Origin of the sequence: Psychrobacter proteolyticus (genome assembly GCF_003350005.1) — a bacterium.
Lineage (GTDB): Bacteria > Pseudomonadota > Gammaproteobacteria > Pseudomonadales > Moraxellaceae > Psychrobacter > Psychrobacter proteolyticus.
In genome coordinates, this window is record NZ_QLKS01000001.1 from 936,831 (window position 1) to 952,484 (window position 15,654).

Annotated in this window: 15 protein-coding genes; 9 read left to right on the forward strand and 6 right to left on the reverse strand. The window is 44.4% G+C overall.

Features of this window, described 5'->3' with window-relative positions:
* Positions 1-132: 132 nt before the first annotated feature.
* The 9 genes from hutH (at position 133) to DXK30_RS03880 (ending at position 8,705) form a co-directional block, all read left to right on the forward strand.
* A complete protein-coding gene (gene hutH / locus DXK30_RS03840; protein ID WP_114700523.1) occupies positions 133-1,695 on the forward strand; it encodes a histidine ammonia-lyase in 1,563 nt (520 codons plus the stop codon).
* A gap of 23 nt (positions 1,696-1,718) precedes the next feature.
* Positions 1,719-2,774 carry a formimidoylglutamase gene (hutG, locus tag DXK30_RS03845; protein ID WP_114700524.1) on the forward strand — a complete coding sequence of 352 codons (1,056 nt, stop codon included), beginning with the start codon at positions 1,719-1,721 and terminating at the stop codon, positions 2,772-2,774.
* A 79-nt stretch (positions 2,775-2,853) separates the two neighbouring features.
* A complete protein-coding gene (gene hutI / locus DXK30_RS03850) occupies positions 2,854-4,137 on the forward strand; it encodes an imidazolonepropionase (protein WP_201508009.1) in 1,284 nt (427 codons plus the stop codon).
* A gap of 244 nt (positions 4,138-4,381) precedes the next feature.
* The gene (locus DXK30_RS03855) at positions 4,382-4,744 is read left to right on the forward strand and encodes a roadblock/LC7 domain-containing protein (protein ID WP_010201036.1); all 363 of its coding nucleotides are present in this window, start codon (positions 4,382-4,384) and stop codon (positions 4,742-4,744) included.
* 111 nt (positions 4,745-4,855) lie between these two features.
* Positions 4,856-5,350, forward strand: a complete 495-nt coding sequence (locus DXK30_RS03860) for a PAS domain-containing protein (RefSeq protein ID WP_114700526.1) — start codon at positions 4,856-4,858, stop codon at positions 5,348-5,350.
* Positions 5,351-5,353: 3 nt separating this feature from the next.
* Positions 5,354-6,103: a PhnD/SsuA/transferrin family substrate-binding protein gene (locus DXK30_RS03865; protein ID WP_114700527.1), complete on the forward strand. Its 750-nt coding sequence runs from the start codon at positions 5,354-5,356 to the stop codon at positions 6,101-6,103.
* 124 nt (positions 6,104-6,227) lie between these two features.
* Positions 6,228-6,851 (forward strand): hypothetical protein, encoded by a 624-nt coding sequence (locus DXK30_RS03870; RefSeq protein WP_114700528.1) that lies wholly within the window; start codon positions 6,228-6,230, stop codon positions 6,849-6,851.
* Positions 6,852-6,991: 140 nt separating this feature from the next.
* Complete coding sequence (locus DXK30_RS03875; protein ID WP_114700529.1) at positions 6,992-7,606, forward strand: hypothetical protein; 615 nt, start codon at positions 6,992-6,994, stop codon at positions 7,604-7,606.
* A 418-nt stretch (positions 7,607-8,024) separates the two neighbouring features.
* Positions 8,025-8,705, forward strand: coding sequence for a class I SAM-dependent methyltransferase (locus DXK30_RS03880; protein WP_114700530.1), 681 nt, complete (start codon positions 8,025-8,027; stop codon positions 8,703-8,705).
* 19 nt (positions 8,706-8,724) lie between these two features.
* Here the strand turns inward: DXK30_RS03880 and DXK30_RS03885 are convergent, their stop codons facing one another.
* The 6 genes from DXK30_RS03885 to DXK30_RS03910 all read right to left on the reverse strand — a co-directional run bounded on the left by DXK30_RS03885 (position 8,725) and on the right by DXK30_RS03910 (position 15,565).
* A complete protein-coding gene (locus tag DXK30_RS03885) occupies positions 8,725-9,300 on the reverse strand; it encodes a GNAT family N-acetyltransferase (protein ID WP_114700531.1) in 576 nt (191 codons plus the stop codon).
* Positions 9,301-9,327: 27 nt separating this feature from the next.
* Positions 9,328-10,050: a nucleotidyltransferase family protein gene (locus DXK30_RS03890; RefSeq protein ID WP_114700532.1), complete on the reverse strand. Its 723-nt coding sequence runs from the start codon at positions 10,048-10,050 to the stop codon at positions 9,328-9,330.
* Positions 10,047-11,360: an XdhC family protein gene (locus DXK30_RS03895; protein ID WP_114700533.1), complete on the reverse strand. Its 1,314-nt coding sequence runs from the start codon at positions 11,358-11,360 to the stop codon at positions 10,047-10,049. The genes DXK30_RS03890 and DXK30_RS03895 overlap by 4 nt, the downstream gene beginning before the upstream one ends.
* A 112-nt stretch (positions 11,361-11,472) precedes the next feature.
* On the reverse strand, positions 11,473-13,917 hold the full coding sequence (locus DXK30_RS03900; RefSeq protein WP_114700534.1) for a xanthine dehydrogenase family protein molybdopterin-binding subunit: 2,445 nt from the start codon (positions 13,915-13,917) through the stop codon (positions 11,473-11,475).
* Positions 13,908-14,912, reverse strand: a complete 1,005-nt coding sequence (locus tag DXK30_RS03905) for an FAD binding domain-containing protein (protein ID WP_114700535.1) — start codon at positions 14,910-14,912, stop codon at positions 13,908-13,910. Before DXK30_RS03905 ends, DXK30_RS03900 begins: the two co-directional genes overlap by 10 nt.
* Entirely contained in the window at positions 14,909-15,565 is a 657-nt protein-coding gene (locus DXK30_RS03910; protein WP_114700536.1) for a 2Fe-2S iron-sulfur cluster-binding protein, read from the reverse strand. The genes DXK30_RS03905 and DXK30_RS03910 overlap by 4 nt, the downstream gene beginning before the upstream one ends.
* Between the last annotated feature and the right edge of the window lie 89 nt (positions 15,566-15,654).

The window sequence follows — 15,654 nt, forward strand, 5'->3', positions numbered from 1 at the left end:
ATAGTCGATTCAATTTAAAAATAGTACAAGGCAACCGAGTGTAGATGTATATGTGATACTTCAAGCGAGGTTAACGCTGTAATACTTTTATAGTGGAATGACTATATGACTTACAACCCTAGGATTACCCCTATGAACGACATCAAACAACTAACCCTACACCCTCGCCAGCTTAGCTTTAAAATGCTACGTGATATCTATGAGCAACCTGTCATATTGACATTGCCTGAGAGTGCTTATGCCGCAATAGATGCCTCACACGAAGATGTGCGCACCATCATTGCGCGAGACAAAAGCGCTTATGGTATTAATACGGGTTTTGGCCTGTTAGCAAAGACGCGTATCAGTGACGACCAACTTGAGCTACTTCAACGCAACCTGATCGTTTCTCACTCAGTGGGCACTGGTGAAGCGTTGCCAGACAGCGTGGTACGACTGATTATGGTCATGAAAGTGGCCAGCCTAGCACAAGGTGTCTCTGGTGTACGTCGCGAGGTGGTAGATAGTTTACTGGCCTTAATTAACAATCAAATCACGCCAAATATCCCAGCCAAAGGTTCAGTTGGCGCATCTGGTGACTTAGCGCCATTATCACATATGACGCTGGCGATGATGGGTGAAGGTGATGTGTTTGTCGCTGGCGAAAAAGTACCTGCTGCTGATGCCCTAGCACAGCATGGACTTGAGCCTATTACTCTTGCAGCCAAAGAAGGCCTTGCACTTATCAACGGTACGCAGGTATCAACCGCGCTAGCTTTACGGGGTTATTTCTTAGCGCGTGATTTACTTGAGACTGCGACCATTGTCGGCTCGATGTCGATTGATGCGGCAAAAGGCTCGGATTCGCCATTTGATGCGCGTATTCACGAAGTACGTGGCCATCATGGTCAAATCGAAATCGCCAAAGCACACCGTCAGCTAATCAAAGGCAGTGCTATTCGTGCCTCACATGACGGCGAGCAAGACGATAGAGTGCAAGATCCTTACTGCCTGCGTTGTCAGCCGCAGGTCATGGGTGCCTGCCTTGATATCATCAACCAAGCAGGTAAAACCTTATTAATCGAATCCAATGCCGTAACTGACAATCCACTTATCTTTAATAACGAAGATGGGCCCGTCGCCATATCAGGTGGTAACTTCCATGCTGAGCCAGTCGCTTTTGCCGCGGATATTTTAGCCTTGGCAATCGCTGAGATTGGCTCTATGTCTGAGCGCCGTGTCGCCTTGCTGATCGATGCGACGCTATCAGGTGGTCTGCCGCCATTCTTGGTTGATAATGCTGGAGTCAACTCAGGATTTATGATTGCTCATGTGACCGCCGCCGCACTGGCCTCAGAGAACAAATCTATCGCCCATCCTGGTAGCGTCGATAGTATCCCGACTTCTGCCAACCAAGAAGATCATGTCTCAATGGCGACCTATTGCGCACGCCGCCTATACGAGATGGCACAAAACACCGCCACTATCATCGGTATTGAGCTATTAGCTGCTGGTCAAGGTATCGACTTCCATCTAGGACTCGAGACATCAGAGCCTCTGTCAGTAGCGCATCAAAAGCTACGCGAGCAAGTCACTTTCTATGATAAAGATCGCTACCTAGCCCCTGATATTGAAGCGGCCAAGCAGTTGGTATTAGATGGTACGCTTGCTGAACATTGGCAAGAACTACGCAGCGATTGGTACGAGTCTAAATAAAGATCAATAAGCGGAGAGCAGCGATGACCATAGCGAGAACACCAATGACTACCACACGCATTAGCCATACACCTGCTGATATGACCCAGTGGACAGGACGTGCAGAGCCGTTTGAGACTGCACGCGCCCGCTATTGGTATCAGCTTGCTCAGCCTTATGAGAATCAAAATATTGGGCTAATTGGCTTTGCCTGTGATCAAGGCGTCAGACGCAATCAAGGCCGCGTGGGTGCTAGAGCTGCCCCACCATTGATTCGTCGAGCTTTTGCTACGCTGCCAGTCATCGCTGATTTACAACGACGTTTTGATGGTCAATTATCAACTTTATTGGGTGATGCTGGCGACATTCATTGTAATGATAATGATAGCTTTGCCGAGAGCACTCTTGAGCAAGCTCAGATCAAATATGCTGATGCAGTGAGTACAATCGTCAAGCAAGGTGGATTACCCGTCGGGCTTGGCGGTGGTCATGCCATCGCTTATGGTAGTTTTTTGGGATTATGGCAGGCCTTAGAAAATACTAGCGAAACAACTATCAGCATAAACACAGCGCCTACTATTGGGATTATTAATTTTGATGCTCATCTTGATATTCGTCAGTCGGATGTAGCGACTTCTGGGACACCATTTCGCCAAATTGCTGAGCACCTTGATGCACACGATCAGCCTTTTCACTATTGCTGTATCGGCGTCAGTCGATTCTCTAATACGGCGGCGCTTTTCGATCGTGCCGAGCAATTGGGCGTACAGGTCATTAGTGATGAAGACTGTCATTATCAGCCTTGGGATACACTTGCTGAGCGGGTCAAAAGCTTTATAGATCAGGTCGATATCGTGTATCTGACCATCGATATGGACTGCTTACCATCTAGTGTTGTGCCGGGTGTAAGCGCACCTGCCGCCTTTGGTATTGAGCTGGGTTTCGTTGAGCGCATGGTAAAAACCATCATGGCATCAGGCAAAGTAAAAATGGCAGATATTGCTGAGATTAATCCTACTTTTGATATTGACAGTCGTAGCTGCAAAGTCGCTGCTCGCTTACTAGCGACTATTGTAGAGCAGCATTTAATTATCACTTAAACACATTAGCCTCCCAATAATTTAGGAGCATATTATGAATAAATCAAAGAACTCCGTATTGAAAAACCCTATAGAACAGATGCTAGACGAATCTACTATGACATCATTTGACCATGTCATTATCAATGCCAATATCGCCACCTTTTCAACGCAATACGGGTTTGATATTTATGTCGATAATCAAGCTGATAGTAACCCATATGGTCAGTTGCATAATGCGGCTATCGGTATTAAAAACGGCAAAATCGCTTGGATTGGCACAAAGGATCAAGTCACTGCTCATTTGCCTAAATATCAAGATAGCCAAATCACAGATGTGGATGGTAAATGGATAACCCCAGGGCTTATCGATTGTCATACGCACATTGTCTATGGTGGCAACCGCAGCAATGAATTCGAAGCGCGTTTGCAAGGGGCCAGTTACCAAGACATCGCTGCACAAGGCGGCGGTATTGTCGCGACCGTGAGCGCGACTCGCGCGGCCAGTATTGAATCGCTATTCACACAGAGTGAGAAACGTTTAGTCGCGCTGATGAAAGAAGGCGTTACCAGTATCGAAATTAAATCTGGTTATGGCTTGGACTTAGACACTGAACGCAAAATGCTCACGGTCGCTCGCCAGCTTGGTGAAAAATACGACATCCATGTAAGTACCACGTATTTGGCGGCTCATGCCTTGCCACCTGAGTATAAAAATCGTGCAGATGACTATATTGAGCAAGTTTGCGAGTGGCTGCCAATTCTGTATGCAGAAGGTTTAGTCAATGCAGTCGATGGGTTTTGTGAAAACATCGCCTTTAGGACAGAGCAAATCAGACGAGTGTTTGAAGTGGCTCGCTTATTGGATCTACCAGTGAAACTACATTCTGAGCAGCTGTCTGATATAGGTGGTAGTGCGTTGGTTGCTGAATATAAAGGCCTATCGAGCGATCATCTAGAGCATTTGTCAGAAGAAAACATCAAAAAAATGGCCGCTAGCAACACGGTTGCCGTGATATTGCCAGGGGCTTTTTATACGCTGCGTGACACTAAGTTGCCACCGATTGAGGCTTTGCGCAAACACAAAGTTCCTATGGCCATTTCAACTGACTGTAACCCCGGCACCTCACCGTTGACGTCGCTTTTATTGACGATGAATATGGGCTGCACACTGTTTTACCTCACGCCTGAAGAAGTACTGGCAGGCTCGACTATTTATGCAGCACAAGCGTTAGGACTACCTAACAAAGGCAGAATAGAAGTGGGCTGCGATGCTGATTTAGCGCTATGGGATATCGCTCGTCCTGCTGACTTGGCCTATCAGATGGGACTAAATCCTATTCAAGGGATTATGGTTCAAGGACAATGGCGCGAGACAATATAGTCAATATACTTTCATTCATTGCAATCAAAAAAGCCTCAATCATTTAATGACTGAGGCTTTTTTAATAACAATGTTGCAAATTTTATGAAATTGAAGAAAAAAAACTTCATAACCTCACTTTAAATAGGGATTTACTATATCAATATTATTAGTAAGGATTTATAATACCCTTTTTTAAACAGGGTTATTTTTGGCTAACTATAGTTCATAAATAAAAATTAACAAACAGTATAGAGAAAGCGATATGCGTACAGATTCATTTCAGCAGATATTGGAAGACTTAAACAGTTCATCAGCAGATGTTGAAGCATCTGCGCTAATCTCTAACGATGGTCTTATGATTGCTTCAGCTCTACCAACCGGTGTGGATGAAGACCGTGTGGGTGCTATGTCAGCCGCATTATTATCGTTGGGTGATCGTGCAGGTCGTGAGTTGGCGCGTGGTAGTATCGATCGTATTATGATTCAAGGCGAGAAAGGCTACGTCATCATGACCTCATCAGGCGATGAAGCAGTACTCACCATCATGGCAAAACCCAACGCCAAGCTTGGCTTGATATTCCTAGATATTAAGCGTGCCTCAGAAGCGTTGGCAAAGCTCATTTGATTAGCGGTTAACAAGTGAATTTAGGCTTTCAATAAGTACTATATCTATTCGCTTGTTAATCATTATGAATATTAATCATTATAAATATAACGACCAACGAAGGAGATGACCATGGGTTCTCCAATCCCTGATGCACACAAGCCCGATATGCCTGCTGAGCAAATCACGATGACCTATCATGATGGCACCTCACGAACTGTCTATGATACTGGTATAGAACGTCCCTACCCAGATGGCAAACTGATTGTCTCGCGCACTGATTTAGACGGCATACTGACACATGCCAATGATGCTTTTGTTGAGATTAGCGGCTACACGATTGATGAGTTAATTGGTCAACAGCACTACATTTTGCGCCATCCTGATATGCCAAAAGCCGCCTATAAAGACTTATGGAATACTGCTGAGTCTGGACAAAAATGGCATGGCTATGTCAAAAACTTATGCAAAGACGGCAGTCATTATTGGGTCTATGCCACTGTGGTGCCTAACGTGCGTCGCGGCGAAACCGTCGGCTACACCTCGGTACGACGCAAACCATCACGCAGCAAAATTGAAGCGGCGATGACTCAATATGCCCAAATGAAACAAGATGAGGAAGGCTAAGTCATGACGACACACAATATGTTAATCGCCCCTGATTTTTCGCCTGATCGCTTTGCTGGCTGGCACATGTTCAACACCTTGATTCAAAAACGTGCCAACTTAAACATGCATCTCAATATTCCTACCTCTCACGCTGAGCAAGAGCAAGTCATTGATGCTGGTGACATTCAAATCATTTATGCCAACCCTTTTGATGCAGCCACTCTCATCCGAGAGCAAGGCTATCGAGCCATTGCCCGACCTATCGGCAAATCTGATGAGATGGTTATTGCGGCAGCTGCCAATAGCACTATCAGCCGTTTGGAAGACATTCAAGCAGGTGCTACTGTCGCGATGGCCGACAACCGAGATGTTAAACTGATTGGCTTGCGCTTGCTAGAAGCCGTCGATATAGAAGCGTCTGATCTCAACTGGGAGGTGACTGAGACCTATCAAGCGGCTGCTCGTAAAGTCATCAAAGGTGAAGCCCAAGTCGCATTTTTCTTGGCAGAGATATTTCATAGCTTTTCACGTTTGACCAAGACTCAGCTATCAGTACTTATCGAAAGTGACTTGGCTGATATCAGTCATGTACTCCTTGTCAAAGAAGACTTTCCCGATGCACAAATCTTTCTAGAAGCCATCCTTAATTTGCACAACGATGACGATGGTAAAGAAGCATTGGCTGAACTTGGTATGCCTCAAGGATTTGAGCCGATGAGCGAAGAAGATGCCGAATTTATGATTGATTTGATGCAAACGTTATTGGATTAGTCGCTCAACCATTGTATTGATATCAAGCGCTATTTTGCGAGATGAAGTCATCGTTTGATTTACGACATCATTATCACTGAAGCAAGCACCGTCGTAATAATAGCGATGACAGGAGGGTATTATTATGTCTGATTCAGACCTGATCAAAGAAAATGAAAGAGTCGCGCACCGAGTATTTCGGTTTTACTCTCGTAAAGTATTTCTGGCACCCAATAACCGTCATTTTCATGAGCAGCGTATCAATGCAGCTTTGTTATTGACGGAGAAAGAACCGCTACAGGGTGCAGTGGCTGACTTTTTTTATGGTTGCTGGTTTGATATCCCATACGATGTAAACAACCTATTTACTCGTATCAAAGATCGTTTGTATCCTCATGTCCAGAAAGGCTTTCGCGATTGCATTGATAAAAAAAGATACATCCAGCGCAATAGTATGTTGGCCACTCGTTGGAGTGTGCTGATATCTCCTTCTCTCAATGAGCAAAAACAACGGCTGCGTATCAGCAGCGATGATGCCCGAGAAATCGCTAAAGACATCACCACTGAGCTGATGCAAGCACATGAGCACGAAGACTGGGGCACGATTGAGCAAATCGAAAATGAGTTTTTTGCCCATTGTACTGCGCGCAATGATCGTCTCGCATTTTCGCTGGTATGGTTCCGCTTGGGTAGAAGTGATTGGCAGTTCGATGCGCGCTGGGACAACTGCCAACAACATCTCGATCAAACTATAATCAAATCCATATAAATCCGCTACATCGTCATCCTCGCTAAGCATACTAATGTATAACTTACGCTCGATTTGCTTGTATCGAAATTATTTGAACTCAACGATATGAAGGCTTAATTTGTCACTTATTAATCACTTTTATCATAATGGTAGTTACTATGTCTTCTTACTTAAATGCTGATAAAACCTATCTAACTCTGACGCCAGCTGGTATTTTTGAGGCGTTTTCACAGAACGAACCGACTGATGAGCAGTTGGCATTACAGGATTTGCTGTCTTATGAGCAGACACTGCTCGCTGCTGACTGGCTTCAGCGTTATTCTGATGACTGGCTACAGAGTTTTATAGAACAAGGTTGGATTGAAAAGCTGTCACTGCTTTTACCAGCACCTAACTTGCCATTAGACCAGTTTTTGCCTTATGTTGTGGCGAGCTTATCTGGTAAACGCCGTGCCGCTATTGGATCTGATGAAGGGTTTTGTTTAGCGCGAGTGGGTTATAGTCAAGAAGAAGCGGACATGCTCAGTGTCGCCGCCGCTGATTTTTCAGGCTTTATGCTCCGCCAAAAGCAACGTGGGTGGGCAGTAGAGAGTCAGGCAATCTCGTTTTTTCAACAGGTCGACCTACTCATTCCTGAGACCAGCTTTGTATTTTTATGGATAGATAATGCAGGCTATGTCCTCATCATCGATGGCGAACCTCTGACCAATAGTCGTGCCTTTGTAGAGCTGGTATGGGCACTCAAAACCTCTGGATTGAGATTTCTTAACTAAGGAGGTTCCTTAACTGATTTAACTCGCTTAATTCATTTCGTTGCATCGTTTGATTTGATGCTCAAGCTCAATCTTTTACGCAAGCATAAGCAGTGCGCTTTATTCTAGCTAAGCACACTACTTATGCTTATATGAAACTTTTCGTACCATTCTTATCTATATCACTCTTTGATATCAGCCAACTGTACGCAGCAATAACAATACTCTCAGAATTAACAATAACTTGTCAGAATTTAGGTCATACTCTCCTCATACACTTAGGTATTTTCTTGCCACAACTTAAGTTGCCACAAATCTATAACCGTTCATACGTCTATACAGCTTCCAATATTTTAATTATCTTTCCCAACGTTGTACCCTACAGAAATCGGCAACCCTTGCCAAACCTTGCATTCTTGCTTATTTTTTAGGACAGTTTATGACTTCGCTGACCACTGTGCGCGTGCGTTATCAAACGATTGAAATTGGCAATACCGACATTCATATTTGCACTTTGCGTGACAATCAACAATTTAGCGACCCTGACGATGAAGCGTTAAATCTGGGCATTTGCTCTGCTTCTTGGCCGATGTTTGGGGTGATATGGCCGTCAAGCTTGGTGCTGGCCAATCATATGCTTGATTACGATATTGCAGGCAAACGTATTTTGGAAGTTGGCTGCGGTATGGCGCTCTCTAGTCTGCTACTGAGTCATAGACATGCGGACATCACAGCGACTGACTATCATCCAACGGTTGAGTATTTCCTTGATAGGAATACCACGCTGAATAATAACAAAGAGATTAATTTTGAGCGTTTAGATTGGGCAGAAGACAATAGCCATCTTGGCAAGTTTGATATGATTATCGGCAGTGACTTGCTCTATGAAGACCAACACATTGACATATTAGCCGAGTTCATTGACCGTCATGCTATGCCGACTTGCGAGGTCATCGTGGTCGATCCTGGTCGCGGTCGCAAAAACAAGCTAACCAACAAGATGACTGAGTTTGGCTTTAGTAGTAAGCATGTAAAACCTGAAAACACTACTTATCTAGACTTGCCATTTAAAGGGCATATTTTGACGTTTTCGCGAGATAATAGTAGCCAAACAGAGTAAAAGACAACCGTCAATGCAGCTAAGTGAACACAGTATCCTGCCACTGCTGCCGAGTGATTTTGTATAGCACATGCTCAGCAAGCCGATGATTGGGGTCAAGCATAGGGTGATAGAAGTTTTCTTGTGTATTGGTAATACCAAGGCGCTCCATAACCAATTGTGAGCGCTTATTGATAACGGCAGTAAAGGCAACGACTTCATCTAGTCCTAATGTATCGAATGCAAAATTTAATGAAGCCCTTGCCGCCTCTGTCGCATACCCTAATCCCCAATAGTCATTATGTAATCGCCAAGCAATCTCGACAGCAGGAGAAAACGGCATATCGGCATGCGCATGATTTAACCCAACCATACCGATAAAAGCATCTGTCTCTTTTAGACTCACCGCCCAAAAACCCCAACCATTATCCTCAATCAGTGACTGGCATTTTTTGGCGATAATATTACTCATGGAAGTAGTTAATAACTTAGGAAAGTATTCCATTACTTCAGGGTTAGCGTTCATCTCAGCGAATGGCATAAAGTCGCTCGCTTGCCACTGTCTAAGATACAGACGTTCGGTTTCTATCGTATTTATAATTTTATTCTCTCGCATTTCGTTGTTCAAAATGAATTAATCAGGCTAACTATCAAGCCAGCCTTTTTGTTTGGCATAGGCTAGCTGCTCCGGTGTGTCAATATCGTAGCTAAGCTGGTCATTATCGACCTCACCTATTTGATCAGCAGGCAACCCTTTAATTAGGTGACGAAGCCCTTTATCACCTGTCAGTTCTGACTGCCACTGTCTCAGCAATTTATAGTTAATTGCTAAAGGTAGACCGAGAATATCAGATACCGTTTCATCCAGATTTTGATGTTTTTCTACACGTTGCCAACTGTGATAGCGACTGGCCACTACCGTCTGCTCGCCCGCTAGCAAAGCGGTTAAATGTAGCTCATCTAACAATACTTGATCTACTCCCATGATAAGCACTCGACCGATTGAAGTCGATTCAAGAGTAACAATTGTCTCGATACCCATACGTAAACTATGCGCCATACCAGTATCAGCTTGTGAGTTCACCACTATTTGAACCGTTGGATATTGATTGGCCAACTCTGTCATCATACTAGCAATCAAATGATGATCATCAGGAATGACAACGACAATGGCTTGCGGAGTGGTGGTTAATGCCAGTCGAGTCATATAAGTAATCAACCGCTCACCATGTTTAACGAGTAGCTGCTTGGGTTGACCGAGACGCTGACTGAGGCCACTTGCTAAGATAATGACTGCATGGTTTTGGCTCTGCTGTTCAGTAATTTCTGTATGTTCAGCACCCTCTATAAATGCACGCTTACTCATACACCACTCTGGACAGTATTGGCATCCGTATCACTACTCACCGCTGAGATACTTGAAAAGTTATTTTGTGAACCACTTATTGAGGCGGTTTGATTGTGCATGACCGCATTAATCTCTGCCATGACGCCAAGTGCAAGTGCCTCAGGGCCATCTCCACCCAGCTTATAACCAATCGGATAATGTAATTTATGAATGCCCGCTTCTAACATAGTAGGATTGCTAATATTTATGCTAATCTCATTAATCAAGCGTTCGGTACGATAGCGTGGCCCTAACTGTCCTAAGTATTTATAATTGTCTGAATGCTCTAGTAATGTCGCTAGACGAGCGCGATCTTGACTCAAGCTGTGTGACATCAGAGCGACTGCTGCGTTGTTACTAAGCTTAAGCAAAGTCTCACTGTCATCTAAGGGTAGCGACATCACAGCGTCCGCTTGAGGAAAACGCATACGCGTCGCATATTGCGCGCGGCTATCTATAACTGTCACATGCCAATCTTGTAGCTTGGCCATTGTCACAAGCGGCATCACATCGTTGCCCGCCCCGCAAATTAATAGATGCAATTGTGGCTGCAGGCGTTGCACTAGCCATTCTGTTATTGCCTTACTTTTCTTCACCGTCATATATTCAGCATTTTTATCAGACAGTTTGTATTGTGCTAATTCTTCTACGGTATCGTAGAGTGCACTTGAAGGATTTATGTCCTCTTGTTCTGAAATACCTCCTAAACTGCGGCGCTCCTCTAGATTAATCCGCATACCGATTTGTAAATCATCACTGTTTTGCGATATAGGATCTTGATGCTGATAGTCATTAGCACGAATTAAAGTCGCTACACTAATCGGCTGCTGAGTACGGCGAACATTACTAATGATATCTAACAGCGGCTCAGCCGTTGCTAATCGCTCAAATAGTACATGCACTCGCCCATTACAGCCCAATCCAAAATTTAGCTCATCAAAGTCCCCGTCATCTAAATCGCTATCTGGCTCATCATATATATCAGAGTTAGTTGCCTTAATACCTGCTTGCGCTTGACCTTTGTCAGCATATTTAATGTCATCACCCGTCTGATAGATTTGCACATTGGCACCGTTACGTGTGAGCCAAAAGGCACGTTTGATAATATGCGGCTCCAAGCAACCACCACTAATCATTCCAACTGAGCGACCATCCTCACAGATAAGCATCATCGCGCCAGCACGGCGATATGCTGAGCCTTCAGTACGTACGACCGTTGCCAATACAGCATCAATACCTTGTTGCTTAGCTTTGATTGCCAGCTTAAGAATGTCAGAGACCTGATTCATAACACCTCTTATTTGGTAATTATTTTCTTGATAGTGACGAAATATACTGCTGACTGAGTTATAAAAACCCGCTCATTAAGCGGGTTCTTGTCATATACACAGCTTGCAAAAATTACTCTGGCATCTCGTAAAGCAGCTTATCAAGCGTAATAGGGAAATCGTAGACACGGACACCCACAGCATTATAAACAGCATTAGCAATTGCAGCAGCTGCTCCAGAAATAGCCGTCTCCCCAATACCTTTGATGTGCATTGGGTTGGTATACGGATCATCCTCTTCTACCAATATTACATCCAACTGCGGTACATCAGCATTGACTGGAACATGATACTCAGCAAGATCATGGTTACACATGCGTCCGTCACGCTTATCGTGAATGATTTCTTCCATTAACGCTGAACCAATACCAAACACCATGCCACCATAGCATTGTGAGGTCGCTGTTTTATGATTGAGAATACGACCAGCGGCAAAAGCACCTGTCATACGCTTCACTCGAATCTCACCAGTGACTTTGTGAACAGCTACTTCAGCGAAGTTCGCACCGAAAGAGGACTGACGATACTTTTTACCATTTTTACCTGGCTTTATTTGTCCTTTGGCACTGACTTTTTGCTCATCATAGCCTGCGACTACGTCAGCGAGCGCATACGACTCTGTATCCTCAAAATTGTATTTTTCTGATTCTGACAGCGTCTTTTCTTCTAATACATTCTCTGAAAATGAGACTCCTGTGGTTTCTGATATCTTATCGATAGTGCTATCTGCGAACGCTTGACCGTTCTCTTTGGCTGCCTCTACCGCTGTTAGGTCATGCTTGCCTACTTGCTTAATTTGACCATTGTCTAGCTGAATCGTATCAGGATACAGACCCACCTTTTCTGCTAGCATCTCACGCAGCTGCTCACAAGCAAGGTAGACACTACTACCTGCACTCGCAGCGCCCCAACTACCACCTGAGCCGGATGCAGGCGGTAAGGCACTATCGCCTAATTTCATCTCGATATGGTCAATGGGCAACCCTAATAAATCTGCAGCTACCTGAGAGAACACTGTATAAGAGCCAGTACCGATATCTGTCATATCAGTCTCAATAATAGCTTTGACACCCTGTGTTTTTGATTTGTCTACTTGTAAAGTCGCTCGCGCCTCAGACGGTTGCAACTGATTCCCGCGAGCTGAAGCAGCCATGCCAGTTCCTATCCACCAATCCCCTTCTAACTGACTAGCAGGTTTAGGATTTCGCTGACTCCAGCCGAACTGCTCAGCGCCCTGCTCCATACACGCAATCAGCTGCCGCGTCGAAAATGGAATGTCTTTACTAGGATCTTTCTCAGGTTCATTACGGCGACGCAGCTCAATAGGATCAATATCCAATTGTGAAGCCAGCTCATCTATCGCACATTCGACCGCAATCATACCAACAGCCTCGCCCGGTGCACGCATTGAGCCTGATAATACTTGGTTCATATCTACCATTTGATAATTTACACGGCGGTTTTTACCACTGTATAAATAATGCGTAGACAAAGCCGTTGGCTCAAAAAATGCTTCATCTGGTAAATTGCTAGAAACAGTGTCATGAATCAAAGTATCGATAACACCATTTTTATCACAGCCAATCGCAATTCGCTGACGAGTATTCGAGCGCCTGACTGTTGCTTCCATCACTTGAGGACGCGTCATGGTAATCAGTACTGGACGCTTAAGCTCTTTTGAGGCGATCGCAGCGGCAATAGATTCAGGTGCAATACCAAGCTTGCTACCAAAACCGCCACCAACATAATATGCGATTAGCTGAACTTGATCTTTGTTTAGATCTAGCGCATCCATCACTTGCTGCTTACAAGAAGCTAGCATTTGATTAGAAGTATAAAGTATCAGCTTATCTTCTTCCCAATGCGCCAACGTCGCATGTGGTTCCATCGCCGCACTGTTTTGACTTGGCGTATGATAAAAACGATCTAGTGTCACCTCAGCATCGGATAGACCTTGCTCTGGATCTCCTTGAACGTAGTTCTTATCCGAACCTTTTTGCTCATCGACTTCATGTGCGTTAGACAGCTCTTTAGTGAAATTCAATGCCGCTTGGTCAGTCTCATCTTTATAAGTAATTCTAAGAGCATTTGCTCCTTCAGTTGCGGCCTCGAATTTCTCAGCGATCACTACAGCTAGAGGTTGACCATGATAAAAAACCTCTGTTGCTCCCTGCTTCGGTGCTTTCTTCAAACCACCTTGTTGAGAGTTACGCAAAAAATGCTCAGGATCTGTAACCACTTTAATAATATCAGGGATGCCTTGGAGAGAGTCCGTATCAATACTCTCGACTTGACCCTTAGCGATGGTTGCACCGACTAAGACACCATATACTTGGTTCTCCAAATGTATTTCAGCACTATAATGCGCTTGACCACTAACCTTCAGCGAACCTTCAACACGGTTAATCGGCTTACCTACTAGCTTGCTCGCTGTAGTATCGAAAAGCGTCTCGACAGGTTCATCCATGGTCATTTTTTTGGTTGGTTCTGCCTTCGTAATTGATTCAATTAATGACATGATTGTGCTCCCTCGCCCGCTATTGCGCGCTGAATAACTTGTTTTAGTAAACGACGCGTCAACGGTATTTTAAAGTCATTTTGTCCATTACCTTTGGCATCATTCAATAACAGATCGGCAGCTTGTGAGATGACCTCACTATTACCATCAGTATCCGTCAATAGTGTTTCGACTGCTTCATTGCGCCATGGTTCAGTGCCAATACCGCCAAATGCCAAGCGTACTGTATTCAAGTTACCACTATCATCAACGTCTATGACTGCCGCACAAGATACAAGTGCAAATGCATAAGAGGCACGATCGCGTACCTTGTCATAAGTATGAATACCCTTAACTGGTGCAGGCAGTACAACATGAGTGATAAGCTCGCCTGCTTCCAAAACATTTTCAATATGCGGCGTATCTTTTGGTAAGCAATAAAAGTCTTTAACATTGATAGCGCGAGTTGAACCGTCAGCTTTGACTGTCTCTATCGTGGCATCCAGTAAGCGCATTGCTACTGCCATATCAGATGGATGCTGAGCAATGCAGGCATCGCTCGTGCCTAAAATTGCCAGTGTACGGTTTTCACCATTGATGGCAGGACAACCTGTGCCTGGTTCACGCTTGTTGCAGGCACTATCTGTCTGATAAAAATAATAGCAACGAGTGCGCTGTAAGAAATTACCGCCAGTCGTTGCTTTATTACGTAGCTGGCCAGTCGCTCCTGCCAAAATTGCTCGGGATAACACTGGATAATTTGCAATAACCTTAGGATGTGCCGCCAAATCACTATTGGTCACAAGCGTACCGATACGCAAACCACCGTCGGCAGTGGTTTCGACCTGTTCTAACGCTAAACGGGTAATATCAACCAATTTAATTGGCGTCTCAATCTCTAGCTTCATTAAGTCTAATAAGTTGGTACCGCCTGCGATAAAAGAAGCATCTTTGACATTGGCGGATATTGCGGCTTGCTCTGGTACATCAGCACGACTATATTCAAAGCGTTTCATAAGCGGCCTCCTGTCGTAGCATTTGATGTCTTATTATTTACTGAGGCTTTGCCAAGTTGCGCTTCACTAGGCGGCGGTGACCAAATCCCTGTAACACTTGAGTGTTGCTCAGCATTGTCAGTTGATTGAATAGTAGACTCTGATAATTGACTCTCAAGCACTTGTGAAATAGCTTTAATGATATTTGGATAAGCTGAACAACGACAGATATTACCGCTCATACGCTCAGCAATTTCTTGTACAAGGCGACCATTTGGATGTTGTAAATCTGTGCTCACATGACTTGGCCAATTTTGCTTTACCTCCTCTATCAATGCAGTCGCTGAGCAAATCTGACCTGGCGTGCAATATCCACACTGAAATGCGTCATTGTCTTTAAACGCTTGCTGCAATGCTGATAGTGAGTCTGGCATTCCGATACCTTCGATCGTTGTGATCTCATCACCATCATGCATGATGGCGAGTGTTAGACAAGAATTCACTCGTTGTCCATTGATGAGAATCGTACAAGCCCCACATTGGCCATGGTCACAGCCTTTTTTGGGGCCAGTGATCTGAAGATGTTGGCGACAGACATCGAGCAATGTCGTCCGAGCGTCAAGATTCTCGAGCTGGTAATTCTGCTTATTGATTGTTAACGTCAGTGTAGACATGCTGGCTTCTCGCTGGCAAATGAATATAGTAGAGTGACAAAACGCTTTAGAAATTAAACGTCTATAGATTTATTATGTCTTATCAAAAA

Coding starts and splice junctions, on each gene's coding strand:
- hutH (WP_114700523.1), top strand. CDS start 133: ATGAACGACATCAAACAACTAACCCTACACCCTCGCCAGCTTAGCTTT.
- hutG (WP_114700524.1), top strand. CDS start 1,719: ATGACCATAGCGAGAACACCAATGACTACCACACGCATTAGCCATACA.
- hutI (WP_201508009.1), top strand. CDS start 2,854: ATGCTAGACGAATCTACTATGACATCATTTGACCATGTCATTATCAAT.
- DXK30_RS03855 (WP_010201036.1), top strand. CDS start 4,382: ATGCGTACAGATTCATTTCAGCAGATATTGGAAGACTTAAACAGTTCA.
- DXK30_RS03860 (WP_114700526.1), top strand. CDS start 4,856: ATGGGTTCTCCAATCCCTGATGCACACAAGCCCGATATGCCTGCTGAG.
- DXK30_RS03865 (WP_114700527.1), top strand. CDS start 5,354: ATGACGACACACAATATGTTAATCGCCCCTGATTTTTCGCCTGATCGC.
- DXK30_RS03870 (WP_114700528.1), top strand. CDS start 6,228: ATGTCTGATTCAGACCTGATCAAAGAAAATGAAAGAGTCGCGCACCGA.
- DXK30_RS03875 (WP_114700529.1), top strand. CDS start 6,992: ATGTCTTCTTACTTAAATGCTGATAAAACCTATCTAACTCTGACGCCA.
- DXK30_RS03880 (WP_114700530.1), top strand. CDS start 8,025: ATGACTTCGCTGACCACTGTGCGCGTGCGTTATCAAACGATTGAAATT.
- DXK30_RS03885 (WP_114700531.1), bottom strand. CDS start 9,300: ATGCGAGAGAATAAAATTATAAATACGATAGAAACCGAACGTCTGTAT.
- DXK30_RS03890 (WP_114700532.1), bottom strand. CDS start 10,050: ATGAGTAAGCGTGCATTTATAGAGGGTGCTGAACATACAGAAATTACT.
- DXK30_RS03895 (WP_114700533.1), bottom strand. CDS start 11,360: ATGAATCAGGTCTCTGACATTCTTAAGCTGGCAATCAAAGCTAAGCAA.
- DXK30_RS03900 (WP_114700534.1), bottom strand. CDS start 13,917: ATGTCATTAATTGAATCAATTACGAAGGCAGAACCAACCAAAAAAATG.
- DXK30_RS03905 (WP_114700535.1), bottom strand. CDS start 14,912: ATGAAACGCTTTGAATATAGTCGTGCTGATGTACCAGAGCAAGCCGCA.
- DXK30_RS03910 (WP_114700536.1), bottom strand. CDS start 15,565: ATGTCTACACTGACGTTAACAATCAATAAGCAGAATTACCAGCTCGAG.